Genomic DNA, 14,876 nt, shown 5'->3' with positions numbered 1-14,876 from the left:
GAAGAACCGTGAGAGGCGGATGGACATGGGCCTGTTCACCAAGAGGCCGCGGCTGCGCAGCGACCCCCGGGGCGTGTTCCAGGGACCGCTGGCGCACGCCTTCGCGAACGGGGCGCACATGCCCGTGGCCAACGGCGGGGTGTGGAACGCGATCCACTCCGCGTGCTCGTGCTGCGACGCGCGCGACGACCGCGAGAAGCTGCGTTCGGCCTGGGGCATCACCGACCACGCCGGGTGGGAGCGGGCCCTGGTGTCCCTGACCGCCGCGGACCGCGCGCCCACGGCCCTGTCCCTGGTGCTGGAACTGCGCGCCCGGGTCGTGGACTCCCGCCCCGGGGTCCCCTTCGACGCCGGGACGTGGCCCGACCTCGTCGCGTACTGGTGCAGGGAGCGGGGCGCCCCCAGGGAGACCTACGACGAGATGGTGGCCGAGGCCGCCCGGGTGTGGGAGTACGAGGAGCGCATGGTCGCCGACGGGGTGCTGCCCCGGGGCGCGGTGGTGCGCACGGTGCGCGCCTACGACTTCGGGCGGGCCGTCAACCTGGCCCGGTGGGGCGTCAACGCCGGCTACGCCACCGAGGACGCGGCCCTGCCGCACATCGTCCGGGCCGGGGCGATGTCGATGCGCCACCACGGGTCGTGGGAGGAGATGTCGGCCGGGTTCACCCTGGGCCGGGCCATGGGGTTCGACGACGGGGAGTTCGGCGTGTACTACACCGACTCGGTCAAGGCGCACCGGGTGCTGGCCACCGACCCGGAGAGCCCGTGGCGCAACCTGCCCTGGCGGATGTGAGGCGGTCCGCGCGCGGCGGGGTCACAGCCAGCCGTTGCGGCGGAAGACCAGGTACAGGCAGAGGCTGGACAGCCCCATCAGGAGCAGGGCGAGCGGCCAGCTGAACGTCCAGCCGAACCCGGTCGAGGGCGGGATGTTCATGCCGTAGACCGAGGCGATGAGGGTGGGCACCACCAGGATGCCGCCCCAGGAGGACACCTTCTTCATCGCCTCGTTCTGGGCCTGGGCGACGAGCGTGCCGTTGACCGACATGATGTTCTGCAGCAGCTGCGCGAGCGCGTCGACGCGCTCGCGCACCGCGGCCTCGTGGTCGGCGGTGTCACGCAGGTGGCCGTACAGGTGCTCCAGCTCCCCGCGGTCCCCGCGCGGCCGGGGCCCGCCGGGGCCGCGCTGTTCGGCGGGCTCCCGCAGGCGGGCCATGAACTCCTCCAGGACCCGGCCGAGCGGGTCCACCGCGCGCTGGAGGAGGATGACCTCGCGGGCCAGCCGGTAGGTGCGCTGTGAAGTGCCGCGGGCCCCGGAGAACACCTCGTTCTCGAGCTCGTCGACGTCCTCCTGGAGGGCCGCGACGACCGGGGCGTAGGCGTCCACCACGTGGTCCAGGACGGCGTACAGCACCGCCAGGGGCCCGCGGGCGAGCAGGCGGGGCTCCTTCTCCAGGCGCGGGCGCAGGGCGGAGAGGTCCAGCCGGTCGGTGTGGGTGATGGTGATGACGAAGTCCTCTCCGGCGAACACGTGGACCTCGCCGACGCGCACCGCCTCCGCGTCCTCGTCGTACCCGGCCGGCCGCAGCACCGCGAAGAGGACGTCGCGGTACAGCTCGGCCTTGGGCCGCTGGTGGGCGACGACGGCGTCCTCCAGGGCCAGCGGGGGCAGCCGGAAGACCCGGGCCAGTTCCGCGAGCTGGTCCCGGGCGGGGTCGGCCAGGGCGATCCAGGCCATGCGGCCCGTGTGTCCGGACAGGGCCTCCCTGGCCCGGGCCGGGGTGGCGGCGGTGCCGTCGGGGCGGCCGTCCCGGTACAGGCGTATCCACATGCGGCCGGGGGCCGTGGCGCCGGCCGGTTCGGCGCCCGCCCGGCCCAGGGCCAGGGTGCGTTCGGGCGAGGGGAGCCCGCCGCCCGGGTACGCACGGGGTTCGGGGTCGTGGGATCCGGGTCCGCCCGTGTTCACGCGGGTGTCCTCTCGTCGTCGGTGGCGCCGCCGTGCACGATCCTGGCCGCCCGCGGGCCGCGGGGCGCCCCGACACGCCCGTGGCGGCACGGGTCCGCGGGGGCTCAGGGGGCGGGGTCGGCCGCCAGGCCGGAGGCGCGCAGGGTGATGTTGAGGCGCCCCGTCAGGCCCAGGGCGGGCGGGGCGGTGCCGGGCCGGGTACGGGGCACCCCGTGGTAGGCCAGGCGGGAGGGGCCGCCGAACACGAACAGGTCGCCGCTGCGCAGTTCCACGTCGGTGTAGGGGCGGGTGCGGGTCTCGGTGTTGCCGAACCGGAAGACGCAGGTGTCGCCCAGGCTGAGGGAGACCACCGGTTCCAGGGCCGCCTCGTCGCGGTCCTGGTGCATGCCCATGCGGGCGTCGGCGTCGTAGAAGTTGACCAGGGCGACGTCGTAGGGCGGGGTCCCGGGCGCGGGTGGGGCGCCGTAGGCGGCCTCCACCGCGCGGGCCGCCAGCGCGCCCAGTTCCGCGGGGAAGGGCCGCACCGGGGTGCCGTCGGGCAGGGTGCGCTCGTAGGTGTAGGGCCTCCAGAACCAGCCCAGTGAGGTCATGGCCACCGACATGCGGCCGCCGCGCGGCATGGTGTGGCGGAGCATCCCGGCGGGCCCGGCCGCCCACTCCCGGCAGCGTTCGACCAGGGCGGCCTGCCGCTCCGGCGGCAGCCACCCCGGCAGGTGGACGGCCCCCGGGGCGATCTCCGCCGGGGGCCCGGTGAACAGGGTGTCGCTCATGCCCCCATCGTGCCCGCCGGGAACGACGGACGCGCCCCCGCCGCGGGGGCGGGGGCGCGTCCGGGGGCCGGGGCCGGGTCAGCGGCGCATCAGGTCGCGGATGTTGACCACGAGCAGCAGCACCACGATGAGCACCACCGGGACCGTGATGGCGATGCGCCAGTTGACGACGAACGCCGCGATGACGCCCACCACCAGGCCGACCACCACCGCCAGGACCGCCAGTCCGGTGAGGTACTGGAGGAACTTGCGGCGGGCGATCGAGTCGACCGCGGCGAAGGCGACGACCACGCCGATCATCGCGTAGAAGGTGAACTGCCCCTCCAGGAGGAACAGCGGCAGCGCGAGCGCGATCAGCAGCAGCGGGGTGCTCAGGGCCACCCACAGGTGCAGGAAGCGGGTGGTGCGCTGCTGCCCCGAGGAGTAGGGCAGGTGCGGGGCCTTGAGGTGCTCGGTCGGCCGCGGCACCAGGGGCGTCTCGGAGGCCAGGGCGCGCAGGTGGCTGTCGCGCTCGTCGGCGGTGAGGACGCGCTTCTCGTAGACGCCCGCCAGCTCCTTCTCCAGCGCGGCGATCTCCTCGGCGTAGGCGCGGGCGCGGGGCCGGGTGTTGGCCTCGCGGGCCAGGACCATGCGCGCGGAGTCGAGCTGGCGCAGGCGGTCGCGGCGCTTGACGATGTCGGCGTCGAACTCGCGGATGCGCTCCTCCAGGGAGAGGACGTGCGAGCGCAGCTCGGCGCGGGCGGCGGCCTCGGTGGGGGCGACCTTCTGGAGACCCACCCAGGCCAGCGGGTCGGCCCAGGAGCGGCGGATGGTGCCGTCGCGTTCGTAGCGGGGGCCGCTGGGGGCGCGCTCACCGTCGAAGAAGTCGCGGGTGTCGCGGCCCCACAGGCCGCGGAACCCCTTGAGCCAGGGGGTGTCGTCGTCGATGACGACGGCGTTCCACTGCCGGGCGCCGCCCGGGCCCAGGCGTTCGCCGTCGCCGCGGGCGTAGTCGACGAAGGGGACGCCGATGCCGTGGCGGTTGATGGCGCTGTCGGCCCGGAAGATGCGGTGGGTGATCCACTTCCAGGCGTTGAGCAGGCCGCGCAGGACGGAGGGGTCGACCTGGATGAGGTAGTCGCCCGGGAGCATCTGGTGGGAGTGCGAGCCCGCGCCGACGTAGATGACGGGGTGGTCGCCGTCGCGGTGCAGGTCCGGGTCGTCCCAGCTGCGGCGCAGGTCGTCGCCGTGGTACTCGTGCGAGGAGGCGCCGACCCAGATCGGGCGGGTGGTGCCGTCGGGGTTCTCCACGACGTAGACGGTCACGCGCTCCCAGTCGGCCTCGTGGTCGTTGACGCCGCCGTAGATGGTCCGCCAGTCGTTCATCGCGTAGAAGAACCAGTACTGGAGGATGATGTAGCCGCCCTCGCGGGTGACCCGGCCGTAGTAGGTGGCGTTGCCGTCGTCCACCCGCTCCCGGTAGCGGGTCACCGCCGCGAAGGTGAGGCCGCCCGGGACCGCGCCGCGGATCAGCAGGGAGAGCTTCATCAGGATGTCGAGGATGCGGCCCAGGACGCCGACGGCGGCCAGGCGGCCGCTCTTGGGGATGACCGTGCGCGAGCTGCCCCGGAAGCGGCGGGCCTCCTCGCGCAGGGTCTCCTCCTGGACGAAGCGCAGGTGCTTGTGGCGTCCGGGCCACTCCTCCTCGGCGGTGGCCAGGCGGTCGAGGTCGAGCTCCCCGACGGGGACGATGACGCGCTCGCGGCCCCCGGGCTCCTCGATCCACAGACTGCAGTTGCGTACGTAGGCGTCCACATCGGTGGGGAAGAAGAGTTCTCCCTCGGTGCACATGAGCACGGGTTCGTGGGCGCGCAGGAGTTCGAGATCAGTTTTCGCGGGCATCGTCGCGCCAGATTAGTGCATGTGGCGGGGCCGTCCGTCCCCTCCGCCCCGAGCCGGTCGAAGGCCCCGGACGGCGCCGCGCGGTGGTCTTCCCAGCTCGTGGGGACGCGGGGGGACGGCGCCCCCTCCCGGGGGCGCCGCGGGCCCCGGCGGGCACGCCTGGTGTGTCACGGATCACGGCAGCGCGCCGGGGGCGCGGGCGGCCCCGGGAGGCCGTCGCGAGGGTGGGTGGAACGCACCCACCCTCGGCCCGCCCGCACGGCCGGGGTCCGTCCTAGCCTGGGTCCATGGGCACCGACGAAACGACCGGCGCGGAACCCCGGGCCACCCTGGAAGGCTTCCTGCGGGCACGGCGGGACCGGGTCCGGCCCGAGGACGTCGGGCTGCCGGGCTCCGGGCGCCGCCGGGTGCCGGGGCTGCGCCGGGAGGAGGTCGCGATCCTGGCGGGGGTCAGCACCGACTACTACATGCGGCTCGAACAGGGGCGGGAGCGCAACCCCTCGCCCCAGGTGCTGGACGCCCTGGCCCGGGCCCTGCTGCTGGACGGGGAGGCGACCGACCACCTGCACCGGCTGGCACTGGCCGGCGGCCGGCGGAGCCGGGGCGCGGCCCGCCCGGAGCGGGTGAACCCGCACCTGCTCCGGCTCCTGGACCGCTGGAGCGACACCCCGGCCTTCGTCCTGGGCGGGACGCTGGACGTGGTGGCCCGCAACCGCCTGGCCGCGGCCCTGCACGCGGACTTCACGGTCACGGACAACCTGGCGCGCATGACCTTCCTGGACCCGGCGGCCCGCGGGTTCCACCGCGACTGGGACCGGTCCGCCGCGGCGGTCGTGGCGGAACTGCACAAGGCGGCGGGGGCGCGCGCGGACGACCCCCGGCTCAGCGCGCTCGTCGGGGAGCTCTCCCTCAGGAGCACGGACTTCCGGACGCTGTGGGCCCGCCACGACGTCCGGGGCAAGAGCGGGGGCGCCAAGCGGCTCCACCACAGCGCGGTCGGGCCGCTGGACCTGCACTACGAGAGCTTCACGGTCAACAACGCCGACGGGCACGGGCAGCAGCTGGTCGTCTACCAGGCCGAACCGGGCAGCCCGTCCGAGGAGGCGCTCGCCCTGCTCGGCTCCCTGCACACCCTGTACCCGGAGAACGGTCCGGAGGCGGGCGCGGGGACGCGCACCGGGCGGGCCTGAGGGTCCCCGTCCCGGGCTCCGGGAGGGGTGCCGCGCAGTGCCTGGGAGTGGGACACCAGGGTGCACGGCGGCCTGGAACCGCGGCTCGGGCGGCACGAGGATCGACGGTGTCGTCCACCGCACGGGCCGGGGGGCACGCCATGCGTTCCGGGACAGCCGCCCGGCCGAGGCCGCGCCGGAGGGGGGCCGGTGACCCGGGTACGGGTGTCCCGGTCTGCGCCGACGTGCTCGTGGTGGGGGACACCGACGGGCCGTGCGGGCGCGTACGCGGGTTTCGGGACCGGGTCCCGGCCGGTGTCGTCCGCTGAGACGCCCCGTCGTCGTGGGAGTACGCCGACACGAGGAAGAAGAAGGAGGGCCGCCATGGCCGAGGAGACCACCGCGCCGCACCCGTTCGTGGGCATGTGGGTGACCGCAGACGGCTTCATCCGGCAGGAGCTGCTGCCGGACGGCCGCTACGACGAGGCGCGCGGGAACCGCCGCAGCGCCTACACCGGGCGCTACACGGTGACGGGGGACCACATCGACTACGTGGACGACACGGGGTTCACCGCCACGGGGGACGTGCGCGACGGGGTGCTGTACCACGAGCACCTGGTGCTCTACCGCGAGACCCCGGCGGGCTGAGACCGCGCCCCGCCCCCGGCCAGTGGGACGGCGGAGCCCGGAGGCGCCCCGCCGGGCACGCCGGGGCGGTGCCCTCGGCGCCCCTCGGACCTCCATCGAACCGGCGCACCTCCGGGTCGGGTGGCGGCGGCCCGACCGAGTCCACAATGCCGAGCCGGGGCCTTCCGGCCCCCCGAAAGAGCCCGGCCCTTGAGGCCACGTTTCAAGCCCGGGCGGGGCCGGGGGGCGCCCCACCGGGCACGCTGGGGCGGCGACCCGGCGGCCCCGACCCGTGAGGAGAGCGCGGCGCGAGGCCACACCTCAAGGTCAGACGGAGCCGGAGGCGTCCCGCCCCACCGGGCGCGCAGGAGCGCACCGGAGCGGTGCCCCGGGTCCGGGCGGTGGCCGATCGGGGGTCCCGGCGTCGGGTCGGGGTCTTCGCCCCTCATCCACATCTTCGGAAAGTACTTGCCAAAGTGGAAAGTGAGTGCGACCCTGGAAACAGGTTCGAACACCGGAGGTGGGATATGCGGCAGGACGAGGCACTGGACGCCCTCGAGCAGGCGGAGACCCTCAAGGCCCGCATGGGCGGGCAGGGCCGCTGGTACGCGGTCTTCGGCGTGGGGTACGCGGCGATGAGCTGCGCCCTGATCCTGGCGCTGGGCCTGCTGCCCTCTCCCCAGGCGCTGCCGTGGACGATGGGCGCTTTCGCCGTGGTGCTGACACTGCTCCTCACCTACGCGCTCACCCGGCCCGCGCAGCCGCGCAACCTCGGCGTGCTGCACCTGGGCATGATGGGCGCCTGGACCGCCATCTACCTGGTCACCCTCGTGGTGGGGATCAACCTCTTCCCCGGCGTGACCGCCTGGTGGGTCTCGGGTGCGCTGCTGAGCTGCGTTCCGCCCCTGACGGTCGCCTACGTGGCGCTACGGCAGAGCGGGAACCCACGATGAACCACCCGCGCAACCGCCTGGACGAGGTGATCCACTCCCCCGTGCGCTTTTCGGTGGTCGCCGCGCTGGCCGCCGTGGACCGCGCCGAGTTCCGGCTGGTGCGGGACACGGTGGAGGTCAGCGACTCGGTGCTGTCCAAGCAGGTCACCGTGCTGGAGAACGCCGGTTACGTGAAGGTGCAGAAGTTCACCGTGGGGCGGCGCACCCGGACCTCCCTGACGCTGACCAAGGAGGGGCGGGCCGCCTTCGAGCGGCACGTGGCGGCGCTGCGCGAGATCGCCGCGGGCACCGCCCTGGAACCGGCGCCGACGAGCGGCCCCGGGGACTGACCCCGCCGCGGAGTCCGGGCCCTCCCTTACCGGGACCGGCCACCGGCGGCGGTAGCCCGACACCGGCAAGGCCGCGGCCTGGTGCGCGCCACCTGCAACCGAGGCGTCCACGTCGCCGTGATCGTCCGCCGGGTCCGGGCCGTCCCCTGCCGGAATCGGCCACCGGCGGCGGCAGACTGGCACCGGCCGGGCCGGGACCTGGTGCGCGCCACCTGCGACCGGGGCGGGCACGTCGCCGTGATCGTCCGCCGGTTCCAGGGCGAACAGCTCCGGGCCCGGGAGCTGTAGGCGGCGGCCCTGGTCCTGACCGGACTCGGCGTCCAAACGCTCCCGGACCGGGGCACCGCCTCGGGCGCGGACCTGGCGTGGACCGCCGTGGCGTCGGCGCTGGGGCTGGCGCTGGGCGCGGTGCGCGGCCGCGCCGTCGTGGTCTTCGAGCGCGACGGCCACCTGTGGCAGCGCTACACGGGAGGCACCTTCGTGTACGTGGTGGGCACGTTCCTCGCCATGGCCGCCTTCGACCTCGCCGCGGCGGCACTGGGCATGGCCCCGGACGCCCGGCCCGTGCAGTCGGCCCTGGGAGTCGGCTTCCTCGGCGAGGCGCCGGCCGTGGGCCACCGCGCACTGGCCGAGAGCACCCCCTCGTCCCCGAACGCCACTGAGCCGCTCCCGGCCTTCTCTCCGGGCGTCCGGGACGGTCGGTCCCGGGCGCCCGGCGGGGAGAAGAAGACCGGCCCGCACACACGTGCGCGGGCCGGTCGGGGCGACGCCGGGCAGGGGCTCCCGGTGGGTGGCCCTTCGGCGCGCCGTCCGCCCTCGTGAAAGGTACGCGCCGAAGGGCCGGTTCAGGCGGCCCGGCCGGGGGCCGCGGCGGTCGGGGTGTCCTCCGACCCCTCCCCGGGGACGGCGGGCGCGACGGGACCGGGGGCCACAACCTCTCCGGGCTCCACGGTCCGACCGGACTCCTCCCCCGGCACGGCCCGGCGCCGCTCGCGCACGCGCTCGGGAACCGCCGGGCGGCCGCTCCGCTCGCCCCGGGTGGCCCCGATGCCCGCCACGACCACCAGCGCCATGCCGACGATCTGCAACGGGGCTGGCGCCTGGCCGATGACCACCAGGCCCATCACCAGCGCCACCCCGGGCTCCATGCTGGAGAAGGTGCTGTACGCCGTGCGGGTCATCCGCTGCAGGGCGACCATCTCCAGCAGGAACGGCACCATGGGGAACAGCAGCGCGATGAGCAGCGTGAACAGGATCAGCCCCGGGTCGGGCTCGGCGAACGCCCCCGGCGCGCCGAACGGCGCGGTCACCAGGGAGCCGACGGCCATGGTCAGGGCCAGCCCGTGGACGGCGCCGAATCCGGCGCCCACCTTCTGGGTGAGGACGATGTAGAACACCACGCACACCGCGCCCGCCAGGGCGAAGCCCACGCCGAGCAGGTCGAGCTCGCCCTCCCAGGGCCGGGTCAGGCAGAGCACGCCCGCGACGGCGGCGGCGATCCACACGAGTTCGCGGCGGCGCCGCATGGCGGCCACGGCGACGACCAGCGTTCCCAGGAACTCGATGGCGGTGGCCGTGCCGAGCTCGATCCGCGCCGTCGCCTCGGAGTAGAACATCATCATCCCCGCGCTGGCTGTGCCGAGGATCACCACCGCGGCCCGCTGGCGCCACGTCGCCTCGCGCACGGCCCGCCACAGGGAGCGACCGCCCAGGGCCGTCAAGAGGAGCGCGGCCCACGTCAGCCGCAGCCACGTGATGGTGGCCGGGCTCGCCTGGGCGAACGCGGTGACGGCCAAGGCGCTGCCGGTGTGCAGCGTGAACATGCCGATGAGCAGCATGAACGGCGCCGGTACCTGAAGGCGGGCACGGCGCAGCGAGGGAAGGAAGGAGCGGATCACCCGACCAATGTGAAGCATGTCGTCTGTTTCTGTCCACGAACCATTGGTTGACGAACCATGTAGTTTCAGTGGATGGATTTCACCCGTTTGCGCCTGCTCGTCGAGTTGGAGCGGTTGGGCACGATGGTCGCCGTCTCCGAGGTCACCGGCATGAGCACCTCCGCGGTCTCCAAACACCTCGCGGTCCTGGAGCGGGAGGCCGGCGTCCCCCTGCTGGCGGCGGACGGGCGGCGGGTGCGGCTCACCCCGGCGGGGCGGCGGCTGGCCGAGCACGCCGTGGACATCCTGGCCCGGGTGGAGGCGGCCCGGGCGGAGTTCGACGGCGACGGGGAGCCGATCGGCCGGGTCGACCTGGTCATGTACACCAGCGCGGCCCCCGTGGTGCTGCCCGCGCTGCGGAGGCTGCGCCACGACCACCCGGGCATCGACATCCACCTGACCGAGTACGAGTCGGAGCAGGCGCTCACCCTGCTGCAGAACGGGGGCGCGGATCTGGGCGTGGTGTACCAGTACAGTCTGCTCCCCCGGGATTTCCCGGGGACGCTGACGGTGCAGCCGATCGGCACCGAGGGCCTGCTGCTGTCCCAGCCCTCGGCCGGGGCGGACAGCCGCACCCTCACCCGGCGGCGGCTGCGCGACCTGGCCGACGCGGCCTGGATCGCCAGCCCCTACCGGGGGGACGAGGAGGCCCTGGTCCAGCGCATGTGCGCCGACGCGGGGTTCACGCCCCGGATCACGCACCGCATCGACAACCTCGAACTGTTCGAGGAGCTGGTCGCCGCCGGGGTGGGCGTGGGGGTCGTCCCGCGGCTGTCGGCGGCCACCCGGCGCGGGGTCGCCCACGCCCCGCTCGGCGAGCTGGGCGGGGTGCGCCAGGTGTACCTGGCCGGGCGTACGGGCGGCTGGGCCTGGCGGCCGATCCGGGTGCTGGCGCGCTACCTGCACCAGGCCGCCGAGGACGTGCTCGACGACGTGCCGCCGCTGCCCGAGGCGCCCGACGCCCCGGCCTGAGCCGGCCGCCCTCGTCCGTCCCCGGCCCCGCGGTCAGCCCGCGATGGCGAAGGGCCCCACCGAGGGCACCGGCACCTTGCTGGCGGCCTCGCGCACCGCGGTGAGCAACGGCTCGGGGGTGGACCCGGCCCGCGACAGCGCGATGATGTGGCGCCGGGCGGTGTCGCGCACCCCGCGCACGACGATCTGCGGCGTGTTGATGCCCGTCCAGGCCAGGCGCGGCATCAGGGCGATGCCCAGCCCCGCCTGGACCAGCGCGAACACGGCGCTGAAGTCGTCCACGGTGTGGACCACCCGCGGCTGGAACCCGGCCTGGCTGGTGGCGGCGGTGACGCACTCGTGCCAGGCGGTGCCGGGCGCGGACATGATCCAGTCCTCCGCGGCCAGGTCCTCGGACAGGTGGAGGCCGTTGCGGGTGGCCAGCGGGTGCTGGTAGGGCAGGATCGCGTCGAACAGCTCGACCATCACCGAGTCGGTGCGGAAGTCGGGGTCCCCGGCGGCCGGCAGGTGGCCGGTGGACATGGTGAGCGCCACGTCCAGGCGCCCGGAGCGCACCATCTCGGCGCTCTGCTCGGGCTCGGCCTGGACCACCTCGAAGGACCACCCGGGGTGGCTGACCCGCAGCCGCGCCAGGGCGGGGGCGATGAGGTCGCTGATCCCGGTGGAGAAGGAGCCCACGCGGACGACGCCGCGGTCCCCTTCGGCGTAGGCGGCCAGGTCGGCTCCGGCGCGCTCCATCTCCGCGAAGATCGCGGGGGCGCGTTCGAGCAGGACCCGGGCGGCGCCGGTGAGGATGAAGCGGCGGCCCTGGCGTTCGACGAGGGGGACCCCGGGCTCCTTGGCCAGGGCTGCGAGCTGCTGGGAGACCGCCGACGGGGTGACACTGAGCGCCTCGGCCGTCGCCGCCACCGTGTGGTGGTGCGCCAGGGCGTGGAGGAGCTGCAATCGCCGAACGTCGATCATGGCTCCCAATGTAGGCGAGCACACTCAGGTTTCCGGGTGATTTCCGACATTTCACTCACCCAAGGACAGTGATTCGCTGCACAACGTCCAACTCCACCCTCCGGACATTTTGAGAAGAAAAACCTAACTTCTTTCCACAGAGTGATGTCGTCCAGCTCTTTCCCCGTGTCATGAACGTTCCAGTAGATACCGGCACGTACAGTCAGGGTCACAGCTCAACCAAGAGCGCGCACCCCGTGCGCGCCAGGGATCAGCACCCAATGCTGGTGGAACGGGTGAGAAGAACATGCAAAATTCGCTGATGACCAAACCTCGACCGACCGACATCGGTGTGCTCGGCTTCCGTTACCTGGGCGCTCACGAGGTAGAGGAACTCGCGGACCTGTGGGGCGCCCTCCACCAGCAGCACGCCCGGAACGCCCCGCACCTGTCCGACATCATCAGCACCACGAGCATGGACGAGTCCTGGCGCCGGCGCCGCACCCAGTACCTGGAGTGGATGGCCGACCCCGAGACGCTGGCGATCCTCGCCGAGCACGGCGACGACCCGGCCGGGTACGCGATGGTGACGCTGCGCCCCGGGCCGCAGGGCACCTGGGACCGCGGCGAGCGCGTGGCGGTCGTGCAGACCTTCGCCATCGACCCGGAGTACGCGGGCACCCGCGTCGGCTCCAAGCTGCTGGAGGAGATCCGCCACCAGCTGGCCGCCATGGGCATCCGCGACATCGAGTTCTCCGCCCTGGCCACCGCCTCGGAGGACATCAGCTTCCTGGAGACGGAGGGCTTCCGCCCCTTCGTGACCACGATGGTCTGCCGCGTCGACGGCTTCGGCGCCCACGACTGACCGCGCTCCTCCGCCGTGCGGACGCCCCCGTGCCCCCGGGCACGGGGGCGTCGCCGTGTCCGCCCCTTCCCCCAGGCCCTGACGGCGGGTGACGTTATGGCAACAGAAATGGGTTGCCCCGCGCGCAGGGTTATCTCACCGTCGCGCCACTGTCCCCCTCCGTCACCGGCCGTCTAGCGTTCTTCGCGTCGCCCGGGACCGACAGGGGACCGGAGCACACCGTGGAAGGAGACCCCCCGTGAAGAAGGCCGCCTACCGCATCGCCGCCAAGCTGCGCCTCATCGACGCCGCGCGCCTGACCCGCCCCTACATCTACTACTAGGCGCCCACCGCCAGGCCGCACAGGCCCCGGATCGTCACACCCGGCCCGTACCGCCCCCCGGGCGGTGCGGGCCCCGCCCGGAAAAGGACGCGATGGCGGCCCCCACCCCCCTCTCCTCCGCTCCCCCGGGTCCCCGGGGCGGGCGCTCCTCCTCCAACGCCGCCGACTACGCGGTGGACCCCCTGGGCTTCCTGACCTCGGCCGCCCGCGAGTTCGGCGACGTCGTCTCCCTCACCCCCGCCAACGTGCTGCTCGCCCATCCCGACGACATCGGCCGGGTCCTGCTGGACCGCGAGGGCCTGGTCGCCAAGATCGGCGCGGCCACCCGGCGCGGTCCCATGGGCTTCCCCCTCGCCATGATGAACAGCGAGGGGGCCGACTGGGAGCGCAAGCGGGCCCGGCTGCGCCCGGCCCTGCGCAGCGACCGACTGGAGGGCCTGGAGCGCGCCGCCCGCGAGGGCGTCGCACGCCTCGTGGACACCTGGCACGACGGCCTGGAGATCGACGTCCACGACGAGATGTCCCGGCTGGCGATGGGCGTGGGCGCCGTACACCTCGCCGGGCGCCCCCTGGGCGCGCGCGGCGAGACCCTGATCCGGGCCGTGGCCGCGATCATGCGCCTGACCTCGGCCCCGCGCCTGCCGATGTGGCTGCCCACCAGGACCAACCGCGACCTGCGCCGGTCCCTGCGCGACTTCGACACCACCCTCGCCGCCCTGATCGCCGAGCACCCCGCCGGCGAGGACGACAACGCCCTGGGCAGGCTGCTGGCCGACGGCCCGCCCTTCGCCGAGGTCCGCGACGAGCTGGCCACGCTGCTGATGTCGGGGTACGAGACCACCGCCAACGCGCTGACCTGGCTCCTCCACGCCCTGGGCGGCCGGCCGGAGGCGGCGGAGCGGATGGCCGAGCCGGGTTTCGCGGCGGCCGCCGCCAAGGAGGCGATGCGCCTGTACCCGCCGGCCTGGGTGATCAGCCGGGAGACCGTGCGCCCCCTGGAGGCGGGTGGGTACACGCTCCCCGCCGGCACCACCCTGGGGCTGAGCCAGTGGGTCGTGCACCGGGACGGGCGGTGGTTCCCCGACCCGGAGGAGTTCCTCCCCGAACGCTGGCTGGACGGCGGGCGGCCCGGGCACCGGCACGCCTACTTCCCGTTCGGCGCGGGTCCACGCGGCTGCGCGGGCGCGTCCATGGCCCTGCGCGAGGTGGAGGTCATCGCGACCGCGCTGTGCTCCCGGGTCCGGCTGGAGCCGGTGCGCCCCGAACGGGTGCGGCCCCGGCCGGCGCTGGCGCTGCAACCGGTCGGGGTGCGGGCGCTGGTCCGGCCCCGCTGAAGCCGGTCAGGGGCGCACGGCGCCGACCAGCAGGAAGGGGACCGCGACGAAGAGCCGGTCCTCCCCGGCCCGGGACCGCTGCTCCCGCGTCCACGCCCGGGCCCGTTCCCCGTCGATCACCCCGGTACGGGCCGCGGTGTCGGCGAACCCGACGAGCATCCCCACCACGTCCGCGTCGGTGAACACCACGACCCGGCCCTCGACCGAGATGTCGGTGAACCCGGCCTCCGCCAGCAGCGCCCGCTGCCGGCGCGGGGCGCGGGGGTCGGGCATGGTGTCGGCGTAGGCGGCGACGATCCGCCGGGTGGTGCCGGGGTCGTCGGAGTCGACCATGTAGGCGTCCCAGTCCTGGCCGAGCAGGACGAGGCGTCCGCCCGGGGCCAGCACCCGGTGTGCCTCGGCCAGGGCGCGGGCGGGGTCGTCGAGGGAGTGGTAGACCTTCTCGGCGCGGTAGCCGTGCACGGACCCGTCGTCCAGGGGCAGCCGGTAGGCGTCGCCGTGGCGGAAGTCCGTTCCGGGGTGGGCCGCGCGGGCGGCGTCGAGCATGGCGGGGTCCAGGTCCACACCGACGGCCCGCACGCCCGCGGCGGCGAGTTCGGCGGTGGCCCGGCCGCCGCCGCAGCCGACGTCCACCACGGTGTCGCCGGGCCGGACCCGCAGGCGGTCGCGGACCCGGTCGCGCAGGGCGCGCGCCTCGGGCAGATGGGAGAAACGGTCCAGGCGCACGAGGAGGCTTCGCGCATCGGCGCCGTCACGCTGGGAGGTCGGCATGGGGGCATTGTCCGTCGGCCCGCCGCCCCGGACAAGGGAGG

At 74.4% G+C, this 14,876-nt stretch carries 17 protein-coding genes; 11 read left to right on the top strand and 6 right to left on the bottom strand.

Annotated elements, in window-relative coordinates; translation table 11 throughout:
• Positions 1 to 25: 25 nt before the first annotated feature.
• Positions 26 to 793: a DUF1266 domain-containing protein gene (locus KGD84_RS12580; RefSeq protein WP_220565702.1), complete on the top strand. Its 768-nt coding sequence runs from the start codon at positions 26 to 28 to the stop codon at positions 791 to 793.
• A 21-nt stretch (positions 794 to 814) separates the two neighbouring features.
• On the opposite strand, the gene KGD84_RS12575 is transcribed toward KGD84_RS12580, so the two are convergent.
• From KGD84_RS12575 to KGD84_RS12565, 3 genes are all read right to left on the bottom strand, one after another.
• Positions 815 to 1,882: a magnesium and cobalt transport protein CorA gene (locus KGD84_RS12575; protein ID WP_255647221.1), complete on the bottom strand. Its 1,068-nt coding sequence runs from the start codon at positions 1,880 to 1,882 to the stop codon at positions 815 to 817.
• A 185-nt stretch (positions 1,883 to 2,067) separates the two neighbouring features.
• Positions 2,068 to 2,733 (bottom strand): alpha-ketoglutarate-dependent dioxygenase AlkB family protein, encoded by a 666-nt coding sequence (locus tag KGD84_RS12570; protein ID WP_220560489.1) that lies wholly within the window; start codon positions 2,731 to 2,733, stop codon positions 2,068 to 2,070.
• 78 nt (positions 2,734 to 2,811) lie between these two features.
• The gene (locus tag KGD84_RS12565) at positions 2,812 to 4,614 is read right to left on the bottom strand and encodes an NPP1 family protein (protein WP_220560488.1); all 1,803 of its coding nucleotides are present in this window, start codon (positions 4,612 to 4,614) and stop codon (positions 2,812 to 2,814) included.
• Positions 4,615 to 4,901: 287 nt separating this feature from the next.
• Between KGD84_RS12565 and KGD84_RS12560 the strand changes: the two genes are divergently transcribed.
• The 6 genes from KGD84_RS12560 to KGD84_RS12535 all read left to right on the top strand — a co-directional run bounded on the left by KGD84_RS12560 (position 4,902) and on the right by KGD84_RS12535 (position 8,514).
• Positions 4,902 to 5,804, top strand: coding sequence for a helix-turn-helix domain-containing protein (locus tag KGD84_RS12560; protein WP_220560487.1), 903 nt, complete (start codon positions 4,902 to 4,904; stop codon positions 5,802 to 5,804).
• Positions 5,805 to 6,167: 363 nt separating this feature from the next.
• Complete coding sequence (locus KGD84_RS12555) at positions 6,168 to 6,431, top strand: Atu4866 domain-containing protein (protein ID WP_220560486.1); 264 nt, start codon at positions 6,168 to 6,170, stop codon at positions 6,429 to 6,431.
• Positions 6,432 to 6,937: 506 nt separating this feature from the next.
• Positions 6,938 to 7,363 (top strand): hypothetical protein, encoded by a 426-nt coding sequence (locus KGD84_RS12550; protein WP_220560485.1) that lies wholly within the window; start codon positions 6,938 to 6,940, stop codon positions 7,361 to 7,363.
• On the top strand, positions 7,360 to 7,692 hold the full coding sequence (locus KGD84_RS12545; protein ID WP_220560484.1) for a winged helix-turn-helix domain-containing protein: 333 nt from the start codon (positions 7,360 to 7,362) through the stop codon (positions 7,690 to 7,692). The genes KGD84_RS12550 and KGD84_RS12545 overlap by 4 nt, the downstream gene beginning before the upstream one ends.
• Before the next feature lie 81 nt (positions 7,693 to 7,773).
• Complete coding sequence (locus KGD84_RS12540; protein WP_220560482.1) at positions 7,774 to 7,980, top strand: hypothetical protein; 207 nt, start codon at positions 7,774 to 7,776, stop codon at positions 7,978 to 7,980.
• 87 nt (positions 7,981 to 8,067) lie between these two features.
• A complete protein-coding gene (locus KGD84_RS12535) occupies positions 8,068 to 8,514 on the top strand; it encodes a hypothetical protein (RefSeq protein ID WP_220560480.1) in 447 nt (148 codons plus the stop codon).
• Between the two features lie 23 nt (positions 8,515 to 8,537).
• Here the strand turns inward: KGD84_RS12535 and KGD84_RS12530 are convergent, their stop codons facing one another.
• A complete protein-coding gene (locus tag KGD84_RS12530) occupies positions 8,538 to 9,590 on the bottom strand; it encodes an EamA family transporter (RefSeq protein ID WP_220565700.1) in 1,053 nt (350 codons plus the stop codon).
• Positions 9,591 to 9,662: 72 nt separating this feature from the next.
• On the opposite strand from KGD84_RS12530, the gene KGD84_RS12525 reads away from it, so the two are divergent.
• Positions 9,663 to 10,601 carry a LysR family transcriptional regulator gene (locus KGD84_RS12525; RefSeq protein ID WP_220560479.1) on the top strand — a complete coding sequence of 313 codons (939 nt, stop codon included), beginning with the start codon at positions 9,663 to 9,665 and terminating at the stop codon, positions 10,599 to 10,601.
• Between the two features lie 33 nt (positions 10,602 to 10,634).
• Here KGD84_RS12525 and KGD84_RS12520 read toward each other — a convergent pair whose 3' ends face one another.
• A complete protein-coding gene (locus KGD84_RS12520) occupies positions 10,635 to 11,564 on the bottom strand; it encodes a LysR family transcriptional regulator (RefSeq protein ID WP_220560478.1) in 930 nt (309 codons plus the stop codon).
• 301 nt (positions 11,565 to 11,865) lie between these two features.
• On the opposite strand from KGD84_RS12520, the gene KGD84_RS12515 reads away from it, so the two are divergent.
• The 3 genes from KGD84_RS12515 to KGD84_RS12510 all read left to right on the top strand — a co-directional run bounded on the left by KGD84_RS12515 (position 11,866) and on the right by KGD84_RS12510 (position 14,064).
• Positions 11,866 to 12,408: a GNAT family N-acetyltransferase gene (locus tag KGD84_RS12515; protein ID WP_220560477.1), complete on the top strand. Its 543-nt coding sequence runs from the start codon at positions 11,866 to 11,868 to the stop codon at positions 12,406 to 12,408.
• A gap of 88 nt (positions 12,409 to 12,496) precedes the next feature.
• Complete coding sequence (locus tag KGD84_RS33805; protein WP_220560476.1) at positions 12,497 to 12,730, top strand: cittilin family RiPP precursor; 234 nt, start codon at positions 12,497 to 12,499, stop codon at positions 12,728 to 12,730.
• A gap of 92 nt (positions 12,731 to 12,822) precedes the next feature.
• Positions 12,823 to 14,064 carry a cytochrome P450 gene (locus KGD84_RS12510; RefSeq protein WP_220560475.1) on the top strand — a complete coding sequence of 414 codons (1,242 nt, stop codon included), beginning with the start codon at positions 12,823 to 12,825 and terminating at the stop codon, positions 14,062 to 14,064.
• Between the two features lie 6 nt (positions 14,065 to 14,070).
• Here the strand turns inward: KGD84_RS12510 and KGD84_RS12505 are convergent, their stop codons facing one another.
• Positions 14,071 to 14,835: a methyltransferase domain-containing protein gene (locus KGD84_RS12505; protein ID WP_220560474.1), complete on the bottom strand. Its 765-nt coding sequence runs from the start codon at positions 14,833 to 14,835 to the stop codon at positions 14,071 to 14,073.
• Positions 14,836 to 14,876: the final 41 nt, after the last annotated feature.

Origin of the sequence: Nocardiopsis changdeensis, from assembly GCF_018316655.1 — a bacterium.
Taxonomy (GTDB): Bacteria; Actinomycetota; Actinomycetes; order Streptosporangiales; family Streptosporangiaceae; genus Nocardiopsis; species Nocardiopsis changdeensis.
The sequence above is the reverse complement of the archived record's forward strand: the minus strand, read 5'-3'. Positions and strand labels throughout refer to the sequence as shown.